This is a genomic window from Sphaerochaeta sp., from assembly GCA_022482495.1.
Lineage (GTDB): Bacteria > Spirochaetota > Spirochaetia > Sphaerochaetales > Sphaerochaetaceae > RUG023.
This window is the reverse complement of the sequence record JAKVPA010000011.1, coordinates 18,750-37,996: the sequence shown is the minus strand read 5'-3', so window position 1 is coordinate 37,996 and position 19,247 is coordinate 18,750. Positions and strand designations below refer to the sequence as shown.

Sequence of the window (19,247 nt, the reverse complement as noted above, 5' to 3'; positions counted from 1 at the left end):
CGGTGTATCTCCTGTTGTCAGATGGAAAGGATTTATGCTACGCTCATCATACCGTTATTTGGCCGAGTGGGCAACAGGAGAGAAACAGGGAATGGCGACGCTTCAGGTGCGGGACGTACGTCTCGCCTTTGGTGACAGGGATATCCTGGACGGCGTGTCATTCACCCTCACCAGCCAGTCACGTACCGCCCTGTGCGGCGCCAACGGTTCCGGCAAAAGCACACTCTTGAAGGTGATCAGCGGCGAGATCAAGCCGGATTCCATCGACATCACCAAGACCCGCGGCATGACGATCGCCTATCTCCCCCAAAGCGACATAGTCCTTGGCTCCGACACGGCATATCGGGAAGTGGAGAAAGGATTCAGCCGCTCCGAGGAACTGATTGAAGAAAAGGACGCCATCGGGGAAAAACTCCAACATACATCGGAAGGAGACCGGACGGAAGGAATGCTGGAACGCATCCGTCAGATCGAAGAGGAACTGCTCTCTTCCGGATACTACAACCGCACCATGAAGATCGGGCAGGTGATGGCGGGCCTGGGATTCGAACCGTCGGACGCCGACCGTCCCTGCGCAGAGTTCTCCGGCGGCTGGCAGATGCGCATCGCCTTGGCGCGCACGCTGGTGGAGCACGCCGATCTGATGCTTCTGGACGAGCCGACCAACTACCTGGACATCGAAGCGCTCACCTGGCTGAAGAACTACCTGAAGGTTTACAAAGGAGGACTCCTGCTCGTCAGCCATGACCAGGGGTTCCTGGATGATACGGTCAACGAGGTGTTCGAGCTGTTTGCGGGAAAACTGAAACGGTACGCCGGCAACTACACCCAGTACCAAGCCCAGCGGGAGATGGAGATCAAGGAACTGGAGGCCAAAGCCAAAGCGCAGGCGGAGCTGGTGGGCAAGACGGAACAGTTCATCGAACGGTTCCGCTACAAGGCGACCAAATCCAAACAGGTCCAATCCCGGATCAAACAGCTGGACAAGCTGGAAGAGATCCAGGTTCCGGGACATCTGAAACAGCTTGAGTTCTCCTTCCCTCCCGCCCCGCATTCAGGAAACGATGTGATGAAGGTGGACCACCTGACCAAACATTACGGGGACATCGACGTCTTTGATGACCTGTCGTTCTTCATCCACAAAGGGGATCGCCTTGCCGTCACCGGCCGCAACGGAGCAGGGAAAAGCACGTTGCTGCGCATGCTGGTCGGCAAAGAGACGGAGTACCAGGGGACGATCACCCTCGGTGCCGGCGTGGTGATCGGCTACTACGCCCAGGAGGCGGAGACGACGCTGGATCCCAAGAACACCGTGCTGGAAGAGCTTTCCACCGTGGCGACGACCTCCGACCTTCCCAAGCTCCGCACCTACCTTGGCTCGTTCCTGTTCCAAGGAGACGATGTGTTCAAGTCCGTCTCCGTCCTCTCCGGCGGAGAGCGGAGCCGGTTGGCCCTTCTGAAGATCCTGCTCCATCCGGTCAACCTGCTGGTGCTGGACGAGCCGACCAACCACTTGGACATCAACGCCAAGCAGATGCTGATGGAAGCGTTGAAGCAGTATGACGGCACGATGGTGTTCGTCAGCCACGACACCTATTTCATCAGCCATGTGGCAAACCGGATCCTGTACCTGAACCACGGACAGGCGCCCCAGTTCTTTGAAGGGGACTGGGAGTATTTCTCCTACAAGCTCAACGAAAAGGAGAAGTACGAGGAACTGCAGGATTCCGGAAAACCGGAGAAAGAGGAAAAAGCGGGGGCGCTCTCCTACAAGGAAGCGAACAAGCTGCGCAACCGGATCATTTCGCTGCAACGCCAGTGTCAGGACAAACAGGACGAGGCTGCCCGTCTGGAGGAGACGATCAAGGCGCTGGAAGCGGAGATGGAGAAGCCTGCCGTCTATTCCGATCCCAAACGGATCACCGAGGTGATGCGTTCCAAAACGAAGGCGGAAGCGGACAAAGAGGCGGCGGAAGATGCGTGGTTCTCCCTGCAGGAAGAACTGGAAGGGCTGAAAGCCCAGGCAGGCGCATGAAAACCCTCGCCACCCGCTTTCCCCGCCTGATCCTCGCCTCCCAATCCCCAGCCCGGAGGGAAATCCTCTGCAAGGAAGGGATTGACGTGACCGTCATGCCCACCGGAGCGGATGAATCCACCACCATCACCGAACCAAAGGAACGGGTCCGGCTCCTTGCGTTGAAAAAACTCTCCACGTTCCTCTCCGTCCACCCCAATCCCCCTCTTCCCGTCCTTGCCTGCGATACGTTGGTCTCGCTGGACGGCGCGTTCATCGGAAAGGCGAAGGATCGGGACGAGGCATACCAACAGCTGTTCCGGTTCTCGGCAAAGCGGCAGATGGTGGAAAGCGGTTGGGCGTTGTACGAAGATGGACACACCTTCTCAGGAGCGGATGCGGCGTTCGTTACGTTCCGTACGCTGGACAAGGAAACGATCGAGGGCTATCTGGATACCGGGGAATGGCGGGGAGCCGCGGGTTCCTATCGGATCCAGGGAAAAGGAGACGCGTTGATCGCCTCCGTTGAAGGAGATGTCAACACGGTGGTAGGACTTCCGCTCCTGGCGCTTCGCGCGGCGTTCCTGTAAGCGTCACCTCTTGCTTCTTTCATGGGTTTCTGGCATACTGCTTTGTACTGTGTCCGTGGATGACACAGAATTTCCACCCCTGCGGGGGCGAGTAACAGCAGTAGGGTGACGCAACACCGCAGGGTGTCCGTCAGACAGGAGGAACAATGTCCGTAGTTACCATGAAGAGCCTGCTCGAGTCAGGCGTGCATTTCGGTCACCAGACAAAGCGCTGGAATCCGAAAATGGCCCGTTACATCTATAGTCAGAGAAACGGGATTCATATCATCGATTTGCAGAAAACATCCGCGTGCCTTGTCGTGGCGTATGACGCCATCCGGCAGGTTGTCAAATCGGGAAAAACCGTGCTGTTCGTCGGCACCAAGAAGCAGGCCCAACAGGCCATCGAGGAGCAGGCCAAACGGTGCGGAATGCCGTACGTCAACACCCGCTGGCTGGGTGGTATGTTGACCAACTTCGCCACCATCAAGAAATCCATCGCCAATCTGAAGAAGATCGAGAAGATGGAGAGTGACGGAACCTTTGACTCCCTGACCAAGAAGGAAGTCGCCTTGCTGACCAAAGAGAAGAACAAGTTGCAGAAGAACCTCGGTGGCATCAAAGACATGAAGGACCTGCCTGGCGCCCTGTTCATCATCGACACCAAGAAGGAAGCGATCGCCGTCGCTGAAGCCAAACGGCTTGGCATCCCGGTGGTCGCCGTCGTCGACACCAACTGCGACCCCACCGACATCACCTACCCCATTCCGGGCAATGATGATGCCATCAGGGCGATCAGCCTGTTCGTGGAAATCATCGCCAACGCAGTGATCGACGCGGACAACGAGACGGGCATCCAGATCGTCGAATCCCTGGATGACGTTCCGGAGCCCCAGGGCACGGAAGCGGCGGGCGAGCCGCAGGAAGCGCTTGACAAGGAAAATGAAGGCATCGTGTTCTCCAGCGATGAGAAGACCGACTACTCCAAGTTTGAGGAGAAGGACGACAAGAAGGATGATGCCGAGGATGACGTTGATTCCAAGAAAGACGGGATCGAGGTCGACGAAGAGAAACTGTACAAGGAGTGAGCCATGCAGATCAGTGCTGCCCAAGTAAAACAACTGCGCGACGCCACGGGCGCCGGCATGATGGATTGCAAGAACGCTTTGGTAAAGGCAAACGGCAATTTCGATGAAGCTGACAAGATCCTCAAGGAGATGGGCCTGGCTGCCGTCGCCAAACGGCAGGACCGCGCCACGGACAACGGCCGCGTGTTCATCAAGAACAACGGCAAGGCCGTCGTCATGCTGATGGTCACCTGTGAGACGGATTTCGTCGCTTCCAATGACAAGTTCATCGCGTTGGGTGAAGAACTGTGCGACATGGTGCTGGAGAAAGGCTATACGGAGATCAACGACGAGCTGTCCGCAAAGGTGAACAGCCTGATCGCCATCATCAAGGAGAACATGAAGCTGGAGAAGCTGTATGTTCTCCCGCTGAAAGCCGGTCACTACGCCGCCACCTACATCCATGGCGCGGGCCAGATGGGTGTCGTCGTGGAGTTCGCTTCCGACAAACCGGAAGTGTTCGACAATCCGACGGTGAAGGAATTCACCAATGACTGCGCCCTGCACGTAGCCGCCTTTACTCCCAGTCATCTGACGCTGAAGGAAGTCCCCCAGAGCTATATCGATGAGCAGATGGAGATCTTCCGCGTTCAGGTGAAGGATCTGGACAAGCCGGAGAATGTCAAGGAAGGGATCATCCGTGGGAAGCTGAACAAGCACCTTGGTGAGATCTGCTTGATGAACCAGCCGTTCGTAAAGGACGAGACGATGAGTGTCGAGAAGAAACTCGCCGCCGTATCCAAGGAAGTTGGTGCGAACATTTCATTGGTAAGCTACAAATATTTTGTTGCTGGCTTGAAGTAAGATTTGGAACAAAGGACCACTCCAGAAGGGGGTGGCCTTTTGTTTTTTGGAGAGGATCATATGGCTGAAGTATTGCAGAATTGTGAAGAGAAGATGAAGAAGAGCGTGGAGAGTCTGAAAAACGACTATGACGGACTGAGAACGGGAAGAGCGTCCGCGTCCGTCCTGGAGAAGATCCGGGTCGATTACTATGGCGTCCCCACTCCGATCAACCAGGTGGCGTCGATCAGCGTACCGGAAGCCCGTTCCATCGTGATCCAACCATGGGACAAGAGTGTGCTTCCCGCCTTGGAGCGCGCCATCCAGACAAGTGATCTGGGGCTCCCGCCGAACAATGACGGCAAGTTGATCCGTCTGGTATTCCCGCCGCTCACCGAAGACCGCCGCAAGCAGTTGGCGAAAAACGCCAAAGCAATGGCGGAGAACTCCCGAATTTCCATCCGGAACATCCGACGGGAAGGCATGGATGAGCTGAAGAAGCTTGCCAAGGGTGGAGAGATCAGCGAGGATGAGCAGAAGGATCTGGAGAACAAACTGCAGAAAATGACCGATTCGTACATTCTGAAAATCGGTGAAGTGGCGGACTCCAAGGAAAAAGAGATCATGGAGGTATGACGGTGGGAACCAATCCCGTCCCTACCCATCTGGGCATCATCATGGATGGCAACGGCAGATGGGCGAAGGCACGCAATCTTCCCCGGACCGCTGGTCATCTGGAAGGGTTGAAGGCGGTCAAACGGGTCGTGGTTGCCTGCAGGGACCAGGGAATCCCCTACGTCACCTTGTACGTATTCTCCACGGAGAACTGGAAGCGGAGTGATCAGGAAGTCGGGTATCTGATGAGCCTGCTTGCTTCCAAGCTCCATGGGGAGCTTTTGTTTTTTCTCCAGCAGGGCATCCGGATTCTGGTTCGAGGGGATGTGGAAGGACTTCCCGCCGCGGTGCAGGATTCCATCCGGGATACCGAGGAACGCACCAAGGATCTGACGCGGATAACCTGCTCGTTGGCCATCAATTACGGCGGACGGGACGAAATTGTCCGCTCCGTCAATCGGGTGCTTGCACAAGGGGTCTGCGCCATTACCGCGGAACAAATCACCCAACATTTGGACTTGCCCTCCATCCCTCCGGTGGATATGATAGTAAGAAGTGCTGGGGAGAAGCGGATCAGCAACTTTCTGTTGTGGGACAGCGCATACGCCGAACTGGCATCATACGACAAACTTTGGCCCGATTGGGATGCGGCGGATATCAGACAGGTCTGTGAGGAGTACGCAAAACGGGTCAGGAAATTCGGAGGGGTGGTATGAACTCTTTGTTGAAACGTTGCCTGACCGCGGTCATCGCGATCCCCGCCATTTTTGTCCTGATCTACGTGCTTCCCCAATACAACCACCTCGCATTCGCCCTGTTGGCGTTTTTCGCGTCCCTGCTGGGGACGTATGAGATGCGTGATCTGGTCACCAAAGCAACCGGTCAGGCTCCGTATCTGGGATTTTGGGTTCCTCCCCTTTTGATCTTCGCCGCGTGGGCGGAAACCTTTTTCGAGCCGCTTCCCATCACCGATTTCGTACTGCTGTTTCTGGCACTCCTGGCCTTTTCCATGGAGATCATCCAAGGAGAGAAGGATGCGTTCAAAGGCTCGATGAACCGAGTGGCGTCTTCCGCGCTCCTGTTACTCTATCCGAGCTTTTTCTTTACGTTCCTGATCAAAGTCAGTGAGCTGGAATGGGAGGGCAACCCCAATTACAGCACGTTCCTGCTCCTCCTGTATTTCCTGCTGGTGTTTGGAAACGACACGTTCGCCTACATCTTCGGGATGGCGTTCGGGAAACATAACCGCGGTGTGCTGAAGGTCAGCCCCAACAAGAGCATCGCAGGCTTCGTCGGTGGAGGCGTCGTCTCCATGATGCTTTCCGTCGTGTACTGCCGGTACATTGCCCTTGGGGTGAACTGGTGGGAAAGCCTGATCCTCGGGCTGGTGATCAGCTTCAGCTCCAATGTCGGGGATCTGGTGGAAAGCGCGTTCAAGCGTTCCGCAGGAGTGAAGGACAGCAGCAATATCGTCCCGGGTCGGGGAGGCTTCCTTGATTCGATCGATTCCCTTCTTGCCAGCGCTCCGGTCTTCTGGGTGCTGTTCGTCATCTTCAAGGCATGAAGGACGTCATCATCCTGGGAGCGACCGGTTCGATCGGCACGACGGCGCTCAACGCCATCCGAACCCATCACCTCCCCCTTCATGTCGTTGGACTCTCCTGCCACACCCAGAAGGACAGACTGCAGGATCTGGGGCCAGAGTTTCCTGACGCGAAACGTTGTCTGACTGGTGGCAAATGGACGGAAGGGTATTCCGGTTTTCCCGGTTTGAGGCAAATGCTCCAGGAAACCAAAGCGGATATCGTTCTCAATGGCATCAGTGGGTTTGACGGGCTTCCCGCCTCAGTCTATGCCCTTGAGGCAGGCAAAGACCTGGCGTTAGCCAACAAGGAAAGCGTTGTCTGCGGCTGGAGTTTTCTGTTTGACCTTGCCAAGAAACACCACTGCGCCATCATCCCGGTGGACAGCGAACACAGCGCCATCTACCAGTTGCTCAACGGACAGCATCCCGAAGAAGTGGATACGCTGGTCATCACGGCAAGCGGTGGTCCGTTCCGAACGTGGAGTGAGGAACAGATGCACCATGTGACCGTCCAGGACGCGCTCAACCACCCCACGTGGAAGATGGGGAAAAAGATCACTATTGATTCGGCGACGCTGGCCAACAAAGGGATGGAGGTAATCGAAGCGAGCAAGCTGTTCGGATTTCCACCCCAGAAGATTGAAGTGGTGGTTCATCCCCAGTCCATCGTCCATTCGATGATCCGCATGAAGAGCGGCGCCGTATACGCCCAGCTTGGGATGCCGGACATGAGCCTGCCCATCATCAGCGCGCTCCTTCCCGGCACCACGGCACCGTTGGTTTCCCCATTGGATTTCTCCCACCTCTCCCTCACCTTTGAAGCACCAGATTTCAAGCGGTTTCCGCTTCTGGAACTGACCTACCATGTGCTGGAACAAGGAGGGGCGGCTTCCCTTGCGTTCAATGCCGCCGATGAGGTGGCGGTCTCGGCGTTCCTTTCCGGCAAAATCGCCTTTTCCGATATCACCGACATTGTGGAGACGACCGTCGCCCATGCGGACGCTCAGGCTCCCCGCGACCTTTCCGAAGCGGTCTCCCTGAACAAACGCTATCGTTCCTTCGCCGGAGGTTTCCCGTGCGCATGCTTCTCCTGAAGTATCTGATCGGGTATGTCGGCATCGGTGTCGTGGTGATCTTCCACGAACTGGGCCATTTGATCGTCGCGCGGCTCTGTGGCATTTCCGTGGAAATCTTCAGTTTCGGATTCGGTCCGAAACTCTGGGGCACCAAGGCGGGGAAGACAGAATTCCGGCTCTCGTTGATCCCCTTCGGCGGGTACTGCAGGATGAAAGGGAGCGATGACCTGCAACGAGCCTTGGAAACCAAGTCCAAGACGTTCGGACGCTCTGAAGCAGGATCGCTGTTTTCCGTGGAACCGTACAAACGGCTGTTCACCTATGCGGCAGGACCCCTCTTCAACCTGTTCCTCGCCGCCATCATCTATGCCGTTCTTGCAAGCGTCCCCGTCAACGTGCTCAGCACTCCGGCGGCCATCGTCACGGTAAACGACTACCCCACCCTGTTCCAGAACGCGGACAGCCCCGCGTACGCAAGCGGACTGAGAAGTGGAGACCTCGTCCTGGCCTTTGATGACATCCCCGTCCGTGATTACCAGCAACTTGAGGAACTCCTTGCGTCAGCGACGCGGGAAAGCCATCGGTTCACCATTCTGCGCCAGAATGTCACGATGACGCTTCGAGGGAAAAGTGATGAAACCGGCCGCTGGGGGATCGCCAATCTGGTGGAGCCGATCGTCGGTCATGTCCGGTCGGAAAGCCCGGAAGAACGAGCAGGACTCAAGGCTGGTGACAAGATCATCGCCTGCAACGGACAGCGGATCGCCAACAACTATGATCTCCTTGTCGCGTTGGGGAACCGGCGGGAAACCGTCCTGACCATCCAACGAGAGGGGACGGAACGAACTATTTCGTTCACCGCGGCCAGCAAGGAAGACGGCTCCGGTTCCTTCCAGTTCAGTCTGCAGGAACGCACGCGAATCCAAGCGGGAGCTTCATTCTCCCTGCTGCGTGGGACCTCTACGGCGCTTCGTCTGCTTCGGCAAACCACGGCGACCCTTTGGGCGGTGCTCCGTGGCTCCACCACCGATGTACGGCAGGAGTTGACGGGAACCGGCAGGGCGGCGCTTATGATCGGGGATATCGCGACACTGGGATTGGAGAGCAATACGGAAAGCGGATTCCGTTCCCTGTGGTATCTCCTCGGGATCGTCAGCGTTTCCATCGCAGTGGGCAATCTGATTCCCCTTCCGGCGTTCGATGGCGGCCAGATGGTGATCGCCATCGCCGAGATGCTCACACGAAAACGCCTCTCCCCCCGAACCTACTGGGTACTCCAGTTGGTCGGTATGGTTTCCGTGGTTCTGATCTTCCTTCTGATGAGTTATGTGGACTTCAAGCACCTGTACTTGGTGAAACTCAAGCCGATGCTCCACAAATGACTGTTACGCGTTGTTGCTGTTGCCGGGAGCGTAACTGCGTCCTTGGTCCAGCATGACGAATTTGACGACGTTCCCTCGGAATCCCATGGTGAACGTTCCTGTCTCGCCGTTCCGGTTCTTCGCCATGATCAACTTGGTTTCCTGGACGGCGTTCCGGTCTTCCCTGTTTTCTTTCATCTTGTCACGATGGAGCAGAATCACCTGGTCGGCGTCTTGTTCGATGGATCCGCTGTCCCGCAAATCGGACAATTTGGGCTCTATCCCCTCAGCCTGCCGGTTCACCTGGCACAGGCAGATGATCGGAATGTCCAATTCCCGCGCCAGCTGTTTCAAGCTCCGGGAAATCTGGGAGACCTGGTTGAACCGTTCCAACGACTGGTCCTCGTACTCGATCAAGCCGATGTAGTCGATGAAGATGATCTGCACGTCGTTCTTCAGCTTCATCCGTCTTGCCTGGGCCCGAAGGTCCATCAACTTCATGTTCGGCGTATCCTGGATGTACAGCTGTTTCTCATACAACGTCCCGGCCGCCTTCATGATGGCGTCCATCATGGCTCCGGTGTTGACCAAGCGCTTGCGGATCAACGCGAAATCCACGTTGGACAACTGGGAGATCAACCGTTGCCCCAGGCTGGTGGCGGTCATCTCCAAGGAGAAGAAACCGACACGAATGTCCTTCATCACCATGTTCAGCGCCATGGAAAGGGCGAATGCCGTCTTTCCTACCGAAGGACGGGCGCCAATGATGGTCAATTCCTGTCTGCGGAATCCACCGGTCAGGTCATCCAACAGTTCAAACCCGCTGGAAATCCCCTCGCTCTCCCCTTTCTTCAACGGTTTGAGATTGTTGGTGACGGAGGAAAGGACCTGCTTGAGGTCCTTGTAATCAGCACCTGCGCCACCTTCTGAGTTCAGGTCGGAGAGCGTCTGCTCCCCATGGTCGATTACCCCTTGGATGTCCTCGGAGATGTCGAACGCCTGCTCATGCAGCGACGCGGTGAAGTCGATCAGCTTCCTTCGCCGGGAAAGGCTTCGGATCGTCTGGGCGTAATAGACGGCGTTGGTCGCGAATCCGATCTTCTCTGAATTGGTCAGTTCGACCAGATAGGACAACCCGCCGCATTCATCGAGCTTCCCTTCGTTGGTCAGAAATACGGCAAACGAACGGAAGTCCAATGTCTCCTTCAGATTCTTCTGCTTGAAGGAAAGCAGTTGCGCGTAGATGGAAACATGGCTCTTCTGGTAAAAGTCATCCGGACGCAGCATCGTCTGAATCTCATCGATCAGCTTGCTGTTCTGGATGAGCAACCCCAGAAGGGCCTTTTCCGCCTCAACATCATTGGGAGGGACACGTCCCATCAACGCGCTCAAAGCGTTCTCACTCCGCGGTCGGTTGGGCTTCTTCAGCCTTCGGTTCCTCGGCAGCCGGCGCTGCTTCCGCGGCAGGAGCTTCTTCAGCAGGAGCAGCCTCGGCAGCAGGTGCGGCTTCAGCGGCCTTCGCGGCTTCTTCCGCTTCCTTGGTTGCTTTGGCTGCGGCAGCGGCTTCCGCCTTGGCTTTCTCCGCTTCCGCGGCAGCCTTGGCCTTCACCTCAGCCTCGCTCTCCACCACCAGCTTGACCAGAGAGTACTCGTCCTCATACAGATGGACGCGCACTTCATAGGTACCCGTCATCTTGATGGCGTGGGTCGGGACATCGATTTTCTTCTTTTCGATCTCCACACCCTGCTTGGACAGCTCAGCCTGGACCATCGCGGACGTGATGGAACCGAACAGCTTGCCGTTCTCACCGGCGGAGACGATCATGTTGATCGTCATGGCATCCAGCTTCTCTTTCAGGGACGCGCTTGCCGCGCGCTTCTCCTGCTTGCGCTTCTCGATCGCCGCAGCCCGGGCTTTCACCTGGGCGATGTTACCCGGCGTATAGGGAACAGCCATCTTGTACGGCAACAGATAGTTACGGCCGTAACCGTCTTTTACCGTTACGACATCTCCCTCTTCACCGAGGTTCGTCACATCTTGATTAAGAATGATTTTCATAGGAAATCTCCTTGTCTTTTCTCCGAAATTCAAACCATGTCTCCAACACTCCCACAACGAGAAGCGCCAAGACACCCACCATGTTCATCCCTGGCAGGAACAGCACCAACACGATCACCCATCCAAACAGCTTGCCGGCTGTCAGCGTCACATGACGCTTCCGAAGCCAGAACAGCAGGATGGCAAATCCCTGAAGCTCATACAGGAGGGAGACGCTCAAGGCCACATTGATGACCAACGCCTTCACCAGGTACGGCCAGGAAAGGAAGTATCCAAGCGCCACGGTGAACCAAAGTCCCAGAAACGCCCAGACCCAATCCTGCGGAAGGCGCCAGGTAAGCACCTTTTCCGTCAGCCTGACGGTACCCTTCTGTTGGATGGAAAGCGCGATGAACGCATTCACTCCACAGACGGTCATCATCATAGGCCCCAACACCGCCCCCATCACCTGCACCACCATGCGGTACAACTTGGTGAGGTTCGCGTTGACGACGGGATCCGCTTCGCCATGGATGGCGATTTCCTGGAAAAGGTCCACAAACGTCTTGGAAAAGTAACCATCCAAGACCTTCGCGGCATCCGCCTGTACGGCAAATACCACAAGAACCGCCAGTGAAGCGATTACCGGAACCGCTGAACTTGCCAAAAATCGTGTCAAAAACCGTTTTCCGTCCAACCCAATCCAGAGAAGAGCGGAAATCCAAACCACTACAGGGATGAACAACGCGATGAGGATCGCCAACCGTCCCGAATCGGTGCCGAACGCCTCTCGGTTGCTCACCAACGTGAGTGAGACAACCAGAAACCCGGCGACCGCTGCGGGAAGCAGCCTCCTCCCATCACGGTACCATGACGAGGCGACGATTACCGGAATGGTGTACAGCAGAGAGAGCAGATCCAGATACGAGAAGAGGACGCTCAGGCCCACTGCTACGGCTGTTGCCGTAACATTCCGTTTGTCTTGTCCCGTCATACCGTTCCATCACCAAGGCTTCTCGAACGGCAGATAGGCCAGAACCCTCGCCTTCTTGATCTCCGCCGTCAGTTTGCGCTGATGTTTGGCGCAGCAACCCGTGATGCGGGCGGGCAGAATCTTGCCCCGTTCCGTAGTGAACCTGCGGAGCTGATCAGGATTCTTGTAATCCGGTTCGCTCTTCTGGGTGCAGAACTTGCAGATCTTCTTCTTGAACATCGGCTTGCCATGCATGCCGCCGTTCCCTTTGCGGTCATATTTGCCGCCTTTGTCCATCATGTCCTCATCATCCATGAGGTCTTCATCTTTTTCATCGCGATCGTTCATGCGTATGCTCCTTAGAATTAGAATGGAATCGTGTCGTCATCGAACTGGTCAGGCCCACCGGATGCCGGTTCTTCCTCCGCTGTCTGCGGAGCGGCCGCCGTCTCTGGCGTGCTCTTTGGCGCGCTCTTCGGTGCGGATGGAGCAGAGTTCTGTCCATACGAGGAAGACGCGTTGGGGTTCGACCCAAGCAACTGGAGGGAATTCACCACGATCTCCACCTTGCTCCTCTGCTGGCCGTCCGATTCCCATTTGCCCTGGCGCAGTTCGCCAAGAATGGAAACCTGCTTGCCCTTCAGAAGATAGGGTTGCATCGAAATGGCTGTCTTTCCGAACAGTGAGCAGTCAAAGAAGTTCGCCTCATCCTCCCACTGGTTGTCTCCCGTCCTCTTTCTCCGGTTGACCGCGATGGAAAAATGACAGATCCCCGAACCGCCCTGTGTATAGCGGATCTCGGCGTCTCTGGTAAGGCGACCCACAAGGGCTACCACGTTCAAATCAGTCGCCATGGAATTCCTCCTCTTTTCTGTTACTTGCTCTTGTTGACGAACAGGTATTTCAATACGTTCGGATTAAGTTGCAACTCTTTCTCGAACTCGTCCATCGACGTCGGTTCGGCCTGCAGCTCGTAATAGACGTAATGACCTTTGTCTTGTTTCTTGATGGGATAGGCGAACTGCCTGATTCCCATGTCATCCTGCTTGGTGATCGTCACGTTCGCGTTCTTGAACATCTCTGCGACCGCTTCCAAGCCCTTCTTCGATTTCTCATCTTCTCCGTCGAAGATGACGGTGAACTCATAATTTCTCATGGTTCCTCCTTGCGGACTAAATGATCCACCTCAAGGTGGATAAAGAGGTTACATTACACCTTACCATACAATCGGGAAAAAGGTCAACAAAACAGACCATGGGTATCAGACCAAAAAAAATCCGCCGGAGCGACCGACGGATTTTTGTTTGGTAAGCTTGATCACCAAGCGGGAATTACTTCTTCTTGTGCCTCATCATCCGAAGGCGTTTTTTCCGCTTGTGTGTGGCGATCTTATGCTTTTTTCTTTTTCTACCGCAAGGCACAGTTGAGCTCCTTCTCCTATTCCGATTTTACGGAAGTCGGACATAATTACCCGACCATTATGCGAAGATACCCCCCTTGCGTCAAGAGGAACACGATCTTTTTCCCCAGTCGGTCTTGTCCCCTTTCCCCCAGTCTGGTATCATGAAGCTGATGAACGTACTGGTATTCGGCCTGGGGGTCAACGGAGGCGGTTATGCCGCGGCCCAGTATTTTCTGGACCATGGGGAACAGGTGCGCGTCACCGACCTGAAAGGCGGCGAGCAATTGAAAGACGAGGTCGACGCGTTGACCAAACGCGGTGCCGTCTGCATCACCGGCCAGCACAGGGAAGAGGATTTCCGCTGGGCGGACGTCGTCATCAAAAACCCGTCCATCCCCCCGGATAATCCGTTGCTCAAAGACGCCAAGCTGGTACGCAACGACATGTATTATCTGTTCACTTCCCCCGAATTTTCCATCATCAAGACGATTGTCGTCACCGGAACCAAGGGAAAAACAACCACCTGCTTCGCCATCTCCCATGCCCTGACCCATCTGGGCCACCAGACACAGCTGTGCGGCAACATGGGCATCAGCGCGTTCACCGTCCTTTCTTCATGGGAGAAGAAAGAAAAGCCCGTTCCAGAATACCTGATCATCGAAATGAGTTCCTGGCAGATCCGCGACACCTATGCGGCGTTGGGAGACGCCATGCCGCCGTTTTCCGCGACGATCCTCACCTCGTTTTATCCTGACCACCAAAACAGCTATGACTCGATGCAGCACTATCTGGAGGACAAGCTGAAGCTGTTCCAGAAAGGGGATGGCGTGATCATCGTCCCTCCGGAACTGGTCGACGTGGTGGCATCTTCCTGCCACATCGACAAACGCAGGGTCCGCTCGCTGGACAAAGCTCCTTCGGCCTGCCCGGACACCCTGAGATCCGCGGCTCTCGCCCTCACGGCGCTTTCTTTCAAACCCAGAGCGGTCAAGACCGCCCTCTCCACCTTCCCCGGCGTCCCTCACCGTTGCCAACTGGTATGTGTCGTCGACGGAATCACGTTCATCAATGACAGCGCCGCGACGATCGCCGAGGCGGTCCATTTCTCCCTGTCCCATTACCGGATGGCGACGATCCACCTGATCACCGGGGGAACGGACAAAAACCTTTCCGCCGATGCGATGGCCGATGACCTGGCCCAGGCGGGAAGCGTCACGTTACTGGACGGCTCCTTCACCACCCGCAAGCTGATCCCGCTTCTTGAGGAACGGAAGATTCCGTTCCAAGGGCCGTTCGCCACCATGAAGGAAGCGGTGGAACAGGCGTTCTCATCAGCCAAGCAAGACGCCGCAGCGCATCCGGAGCACCCCGACATGGTGATCCTTTCTCCGGGTTGCGCTTCGTTTGAGCTGTTTACCAATGAATTTGACCGGGGAGACCGGTTCATTGCCGAGGTGAAGCGCCTCGGCTGTGGCGATAGCGGATCTTCTCCGCAGAAGAAAACAACGCATAGACGAGGCGGTCGGCAGGCCAGTCACACGTCGGACGCCGGGCAATCCTCCGCCCCCCAAACGCAGTCTTGAACAAATCCAATGACGCCAAGTGCGATCCTCTGCCGTCATTTCCACTGACGCCGAACAGATCATACACCGTACGGCCTGTCTGGATACTGTACTGGATCATCGCGTCCTGCAACGCGTAACTGCAGGTACAGTCCGGCATCCGCTTCGAAGCGCCGAACAGATAGATCGCTTCCCTCTGGTTGGCCAGCAGGATCGTTCCTCCCACCACCTTCCCGTCACGCCACGCGACAAACAGGCGGGACTCCACCTTGGCATCAGAGAGGGAGAGCACATCCCTGAGATACGCTTCACTGCGGGTGGAAAACCCATCCCGGCTTCCCGTCTCCAGGTACACTCCGTACCACTGACGGAACGTTTCCTCGTCCCCGTCCCACAGCTTCACCAACACACGATCCTTGCTCTTCTGCAGTGCACGGCGTGCCCGTTGCCGATAACCGGAACAGACCGTCTCATACCCCGGCTTCAGGTCGATCACCACGGTGGCGTCCGGTTGGACGCTTTCCTGTTGGACGACCAATGACCGACCTTCCGCCCCACTTCCATAGGGAAGATCGTAGCGGATGACGAACAGGTGTTTGGGAAGAAAAGGAACCAATTGACGGGAAAGACGAGAAAGATCCACATCCTCCTGAGGTCCGAACGGAACGTAGGCAAAGGTGAAGAACCGCAGGAACCTGCGCACCAACACCAGCAGGGTGGATTTGCGCATGCGGAACGCATACGCCTCCCACCCATGCTTCTCCTTCAGGCGAGCCCAATAGGAACTCTGCATGCAGAGGTTCCCATCCAACTCCTCCATCGGGATGGGAGAAAGGAACATCAGCCCACCGGGCCGTTCAGGTACTTCTTCGCGTGAACCGTCAGCCCGTCTTTGCTCATCACCGGCTTTTCATCGACGGTGAGCACGCCGTCATGGGTGGACAGAGGCATGGAGAAGAACATGTCCGGTTTGACATAGCTCAGTTTTTCCGTCGGCTCGGCATACCCTTGGGGCTCCAGCACCGTGCCGACCGGAATGTCATCGGGGAACAACACTTCGCAGGTGCTGTGCGGATCGGCGGCGGTAGGATCGGTGGCGGCAAGCAACATTCCACAGCTCTTCACCCCGCGGAAATTGGCCGGCTTGAGGTTTGAGACCAGCACGATGTGATGATCCTGCAGTTCCTCCGCCTTGTAGAACGGCACAATGGAACTGACGATGGTCCTCGGTTCTTCTTCTCCGACGTCCAACGTAAGGATGAACAGTTTATCCCCGCCAGGATGCTTCTCGACATTGGTGATCTTCGCAACTTTCAGAATGACATGCTCGGAGAATTGCTCCGCGATGCTTTTTGATGGATCCAACATGAGTTCCCCCCCTTTCTTTGCTTCTTCCGCCGCTTGTGCGGCATGTTCCTTGGCTTCCCGTTCTTTCTGGCTTCCGGAGAACCGCTCTCTGAGTGTGGCGATCGTCTCATCCTCCAGACGGGAGAACAACAAGGAAACTTCACCGACATCCACCGCCCCACCCCAGGCGCCCAGATCCTTCCACGTGGCCTTCTCCTGGCCGATGAAACCAAGCAGCTTCTCCGCGGTAGTCGGCATGTACGGCGCGCACATCACCCCCAGATCCCTGATCAACCAGGTCAGGGTGCGGAGCATCTTCTCTGCCTGGACAGGATCGGTGGTGCGCAGTTTCCACGGCTCGCTGTCCTGGAACAGCTTGTTGCCGGCGGACGAAAGCTCCAGAATGGTCCGGAGGGCTTCACGTTCGTCGGCCCGTTCCATCAACGCATCGATCCGTTTCTCATACTCCAGCGCCGTTTGGTGGAACGTCTCATCCACCGCTCCTGCGTCCAGATGACCGTCCATGAATTTCTTGGTGAACGTCAGCGTCCGATTGACCAGATTTGACAGGTTGCCGATCAACTCCTTGTTGACCTTCTCCTGAAAATCCTGCCAGGTGAAGGTGAAATCACTGGTTTCCGGACGGTTGTAGTACAGGTAGAACCGCCACACGTCGGCGGGAATGCCCGTTGATTCCACATCGTTGCCGAAAATGCCGATGCCGTTGGATTTGGAGAACTTCCCACCTTCGTAGTTCAGGTATTCGGTGGAGCTCATGTGATGGAGCATCGTCCAGTTCTGGCCGGTGGCCAACTGGCAGGAGGGGAAGATCACCGTATGGAACGGAATGTTGTCCTTGCCAATGAACTGGAACAGTTCGGTGTGCTCAGGATCAAACCACCACTTCTTCCAATCTTCCGTGGCGTACGCGCTGATGGACACATAGCCGATCGGGGCGTCGAACCACACGTAGAACACCTTGTCCTCGTACCCTTTCATCGGAACGGGAATCCCCCACTTCAGGTCGCGGGTGATGGCCCGCTCCTTCAGTCCGTCACGAATCCAGCTCTTCGTCACCTGGATGGCGTTGTTCGCCCAAAAGCCATCCACCGACGCTTTCTCCATCCACTTCTCCAGAAGCGGCAACGCCTTGGGAAGGTTGATGTACAGGTGCTTGGTCTTCCTGAGCTCCGGCGTGGTGCCGCAGACGGAACACTTCGGGTTGATCAACTCGGTGGGGTCAAGCAACGTCTGGCAATTGTCGCACTGGTCCCCCCTCGCCTTGTCGGAACCGCAGTGGGGACAGGTGCCCTCCACCAGGCGGTCAGCCAGGAACCGCTGGCAGTGGGGGCAGTACAGCTGCTCCTGCTCATGCTCGGTGATGTAGCCGGCATCATACACCCGGCGGAAAATATCCTGGACGATCTCCGTCTGTTTCGGAGTACTGGTACGCCCGAAATAATCAAAGCTGATGTTGAACCAGCGATAGATGTCCCGATGGATCTTGTGGTAATGGTCGCACAGTTCCCTGGGTGTGACATGTTCCTGGATGGCACGGGTTTCCGTGGCGGTCCCATATTCGTCCGTACCACAGACATACAGGGTCTCATACCCTTTGGAACGGCAGAAACGGGCGAAGACATCGGCGGAAAGCACCTGCAGCAGGTTCCCCAGGTGCGGGATGTTGTTGACATACGGCAATGCGGAAGTGACCAGACGTTTTTTCATACGGACAATCATAGACAGAAAGGCGGGAAACTGCAAGCAAAGTCCACCCTTTCCCCCCATATTGACTTTCCTGATGAAATTGGTAGTATCACCATCAGATAATCGATTCTTCAAAGCGAATACGAGGAGCTGTATGGCCATCCACTTAGCCGGCCCCGCAAAGGGGCCCCATGCTTAAGTTCAAGCCGCTCGGACTGGAAGACATTGCCGTCGTCCGTCCGTTCTTCGACTATGCGGTAAGCCGCACCTGCGACTATACCGTCGGCGGTCTCTTCATGTGGAGGGACTATTATCAGGCGGAATACGCCCTGTTTCATGATACCTTGGTGATCAAGGAACTGAACAACGAAGGAAAGCCCTGCTTCATGCTCCCCCTGGGACCAGACATCCACGCGGCGCTGGCTGAGATCGACCAGTACTGCGCCGTGATGGACATCCCTGTGGCGTTCTGCACGATGACCGACGATGATGTCGCCATGATCAACTCCTACTTTCCCATCCAGGAACTTCCCGAACCCGATTGGGGGGACTACCTGTACGCCAAAGAGGAGTTGCTGACGCTGGCGGGAAGAAAGTTCCATGGCAAACGCAACGACATTGATTTCTTCAAAAAGAGCCACCCCGGATACACATTCACCGATCTGACGGAACAGGACATTCCCCAGGTGAAGGAATTCTATCTTTCCTCCGGCCTGATCGACGAAAAGAACTCCCAGGTCTTCAAGGAAGAACAGGCGAAGGTGTTCGAGGTGCTGGACCACAACGATGTCTATGGGATGCTGGGGGGCGTACTCCGCTCCGAGGGTACCATCCGCGCCTTCTCCATGGGGGAGATCGTCAAGGATACGCTGTACGTCCACATCGAGAAGGCCGACCACAAGATCAAAGGCGCCTGCGAGATGATCAGCCATGAATTCGCCAAACGGTTTGCCGATGAGCGGATCCAGTACATCAACTGGGAGGAAGATGTCGGGGACATGGGGCTGAGGCAGAGCAAACTCAGCTACCACCCCTGCCGCGTCATCCCCAAGTACACCGTCCTCCCCGTCGCCCGGGAAGCAAACTGA

At 56.2% G+C, this 19,247-nt stretch carries 18 protein-coding genes and 1 pseudogene; 11 read left to right on the top strand and 8 right to left on the bottom strand.

Features of this window, described 5'->3' with window-relative positions:
• Positions 1-91 precede the first annotated feature (91 nt).
• The 9 genes from LKE28_10525 to rseP all read left to right on the top strand — a co-directional run bounded on the left by LKE28_10525 (position 92) and on the right by rseP (position 9,151).
• Positions 92-2,035, top strand: a complete 1,944-nt coding sequence (locus LKE28_10525; protein ID MCH3908636.1) for an ABC-F family ATP-binding cassette domain-containing protein — start codon at positions 92-94, stop codon at positions 2,033-2,035.
• Positions 2,032-2,604, top strand: coding sequence for a Maf family nucleotide pyrophosphatase (locus LKE28_10520; GenBank protein MCH3908635.1), 573 nt, complete (start codon positions 2,032-2,034; stop codon positions 2,602-2,604). Before LKE28_10525 ends, LKE28_10520 begins: the two co-directional genes overlap by 4 nt.
• Before the next feature lie 146 nt (positions 2,605-2,750).
• Complete coding sequence (gene rpsB / locus LKE28_10515) at positions 2,751-3,671, top strand: 30S ribosomal protein S2 (GenBank protein ID MCH3908634.1); 921 nt, start codon at positions 2,751-2,753, stop codon at positions 3,669-3,671.
• A 3-nt stretch (positions 3,672-3,674) separates the two neighbouring features.
• Complete coding sequence (gene tsf, locus LKE28_10510) at positions 3,675-4,514, top strand: translation elongation factor Ts (GenBank protein ID MCH3908633.1); 840 nt, start codon at positions 3,675-3,677, stop codon at positions 4,512-4,514.
• Positions 4,515-4,574: 60 nt separating this feature from the next.
• Entirely contained in the window at positions 4,575-5,129 is a 555-nt protein-coding gene (gene frr / locus LKE28_10505; GenBank protein MCH3908632.1) for a ribosome recycling factor, read from the top strand.
• Positions 5,126-5,824, top strand: a complete 699-nt coding sequence (gene uppS, locus LKE28_10500; GenBank protein MCH3908631.1) for a polyprenyl diphosphate synthase — start codon at positions 5,126-5,128, stop codon at positions 5,822-5,824. The genes frr and uppS overlap by 4 nt, the downstream gene beginning before the upstream one ends.
• Positions 5,821-6,672 (top strand): phosphatidate cytidylyltransferase, encoded by an 852-nt coding sequence (locus LKE28_10495; protein ID MCH3908630.1) that lies wholly within the window; start codon positions 5,821-5,823, stop codon positions 6,670-6,672. Before uppS ends, LKE28_10495 begins: the two co-directional genes overlap by 4 nt.
• Positions 6,669-7,787, top strand: coding sequence for a 1-deoxy-D-xylulose-5-phosphate reductoisomerase (dxr, locus tag LKE28_10490; protein MCH3908629.1), 1,119 nt, complete (start codon positions 6,669-6,671; stop codon positions 7,785-7,787). Before LKE28_10495 ends, dxr begins: the two co-directional genes overlap by 4 nt.
• Entirely contained in the window at positions 7,775-9,151 is a 1,377-nt protein-coding gene (rseP, locus tag LKE28_10485; GenBank protein MCH3908628.1) for an RIP metalloprotease RseP, read from the top strand. The genes dxr and rseP overlap by 13 nt, the downstream gene beginning before the upstream one ends.
• 3 nt (positions 9,152-9,154) lie before the next feature.
• Here the strand turns inward: rseP and dnaB are convergent, their stop codons facing one another.
• From dnaB to rpsF, 6 genes are all read right to left on the bottom strand, one after another.
• A complete protein-coding gene (gene dnaB / locus LKE28_10480; GenBank protein ID MCH3908627.1) occupies positions 9,155-10,522 on the bottom strand; it encodes a replicative DNA helicase in 1,368 nt (455 codons plus the stop codon).
• 7 nt (positions 10,523-10,529) lie between these two features.
• Positions 10,530-11,189, bottom strand: a complete 660-nt coding sequence (gene rplI / locus LKE28_10475) for a 50S ribosomal protein L9 (GenBank protein ID MCH3908626.1) — start codon at positions 11,187-11,189, stop codon at positions 10,530-10,532.
• Positions 11,173-12,162, bottom strand: coding sequence for a hypothetical protein (locus tag LKE28_10470; GenBank protein ID MCH3908625.1), 990 nt, complete (start codon positions 12,160-12,162; stop codon positions 11,173-11,175). Before LKE28_10470 ends, rplI begins: the two co-directional genes overlap by 17 nt.
• A 9-nt stretch (positions 12,163-12,171) precedes the next feature.
• Positions 12,172-12,441, bottom strand: coding sequence for a 30S ribosomal protein S18 (rpsR, locus tag LKE28_10465; GenBank protein MCH3908624.1), 270 nt, complete (start codon positions 12,439-12,441; stop codon positions 12,172-12,174).
• A gap of 65 nt (positions 12,442-12,506) precedes the next feature.
• The gene (ssb, locus tag LKE28_10460) at positions 12,507-12,995 is read right to left on the bottom strand and encodes a single-stranded DNA-binding protein (protein ID MCH3908623.1); all 489 of its coding nucleotides are present in this window, start codon (positions 12,993-12,995) and stop codon (positions 12,507-12,509) included.
• 20 nt (positions 12,996-13,015) lie between these two features.
• Positions 13,016-13,297, bottom strand: coding sequence for a 30S ribosomal protein S6 (rpsF, locus tag LKE28_10455; GenBank protein MCH3908622.1), 282 nt, complete (start codon positions 13,295-13,297; stop codon positions 13,016-13,018).
• Between the two features lie 416 nt (positions 13,298-13,713).
• Here rpsF and LKE28_10450 point away from each other — a divergent pair, with 416 nt between their 5' ends.
• The gene (locus tag LKE28_10450) at positions 13,714-15,126 is read left to right on the top strand and encodes a UDP-N-acetylmuramoylalanine--D-glutamate ligase (protein MCH3908621.1); all 1,413 of its coding nucleotides are present in this window, start codon (positions 13,714-13,716) and stop codon (positions 15,124-15,126) included.
• Here LKE28_10450 and LKE28_10445 read toward each other — a convergent pair.
• A pseudogene (locus LKE28_10445) lies at positions 15,089-15,835 on the bottom strand (peptidoglycan bridge formation glycyltransferase FemA/FemB family protein). The gene LKE28_10450 and the pseudogene LKE28_10445 overlap by 38 nt on opposite strands.
• A 110-nt stretch (positions 15,836-15,945) precedes the next feature.
• A complete protein-coding gene (metG, locus tag LKE28_10440; protein ID MCH3908620.1) occupies positions 15,946-18,180 on the bottom strand; it encodes a methionine--tRNA ligase in 2,235 nt (744 codons plus the stop codon).
• A 170-nt stretch (positions 18,181-18,350) separates the two neighbouring features.
• Here metG and LKE28_10435 point away from each other — a divergent pair, with 170 nt between their 5' ends.
• Positions 18,351-19,247 (top strand): phosphatidylglycerol lysyltransferase domain-containing protein, encoded by an 897-nt coding sequence (locus LKE28_10435; GenBank protein ID MCH3908619.1) that lies wholly within the window; start codon positions 18,351-18,353, stop codon positions 19,245-19,247.

What these genes read in the sequence shown, in the direction of transcription:
- LKE28_10525 (MCH3908636.1), top strand. Translation starts at nt 92, where the DNA reads ATGGCGACGCTTCAGGTGCGGGACGTACGTCTCGCCTTTGGTGACAGG.
- LKE28_10520 (MCH3908635.1), top strand. Translation starts at nt 2,032, where the DNA reads ATGAAAACCCTCGCCACCCGCTTTCCCCGCCTGATCCTCGCCTCCCAA.
- rpsB (MCH3908634.1), top strand. Translation starts at nt 2,751, where the DNA reads ATGTCCGTAGTTACCATGAAGAGCCTGCTCGAGTCAGGCGTGCATTTC.
- tsf (MCH3908633.1), top strand. Translation starts at nt 3,675, where the DNA reads ATGCAGATCAGTGCTGCCCAAGTAAAACAACTGCGCGACGCCACGGGC.
- frr (MCH3908632.1), top strand. Translation starts at nt 4,575, where the DNA reads ATGGCTGAAGTATTGCAGAATTGTGAAGAGAAGATGAAGAAGAGCGTG.
- uppS (MCH3908631.1), top strand. Translation starts at nt 5,126, where the DNA reads ATGACGGTGGGAACCAATCCCGTCCCTACCCATCTGGGCATCATCATG.
- LKE28_10495 (MCH3908630.1), top strand. Translation starts at nt 5,821, where the DNA reads ATGAACTCTTTGTTGAAACGTTGCCTGACCGCGGTCATCGCGATCCCC.
- dxr (MCH3908629.1), top strand. Translation starts at nt 6,669, where the DNA reads ATGAAGGACGTCATCATCCTGGGAGCGACCGGTTCGATCGGCACGACG.
- rseP (MCH3908628.1), top strand. Translation starts at nt 7,775, where the DNA reads ATGCTTCTCCTGAAGTATCTGATCGGGTATGTCGGCATCGGTGTCGTG.
- rplI (MCH3908626.1), bottom strand. Translation starts at nt 11,189, where the DNA reads ATGAAAATCATTCTTAATCAAGATGTGACGAACCTCGGTGAAGAGGGA.
- LKE28_10470 (MCH3908625.1), bottom strand. Translation starts at nt 12,162, where the DNA reads ATGACGGGACAAGACAAACGGAATGTTACGGCAACAGCCGTAGCAGTG.
- rpsR (MCH3908624.1), bottom strand. Translation starts at nt 12,441, where the DNA reads ATGATGGACAAAGGCGGCAAATATGACCGCAAAGGGAACGGCGGCATG.
- ssb (MCH3908623.1), bottom strand. Translation starts at nt 12,995, where the DNA reads ATGGCGACTGATTTGAACGTGGTAGCCCTTGTGGGTCGCCTTACCAGA.
- rpsF (MCH3908622.1), bottom strand. Translation starts at nt 13,297, where the DNA reads ATGAGAAATTATGAGTTCACCGTCATCTTCGACGGAGAAGATGAGAAA.
- LKE28_10450 (MCH3908621.1), top strand. Translation starts at nt 13,714, where the DNA reads ATGAACGTACTGGTATTCGGCCTGGGGGTCAACGGAGGCGGTTATGCC.
- metG (MCH3908620.1), bottom strand. Translation starts at nt 18,180, where the DNA reads ATGAAAAAACGTCTGGTCACTTCCGCATTGCCGTATGTCAACAACATC.
- LKE28_10435 (MCH3908619.1), top strand. Translation starts at nt 18,351, where the DNA reads ATGCTTAAGTTCAAGCCGCTCGGACTGGAAGACATTGCCGTCGTCCGT.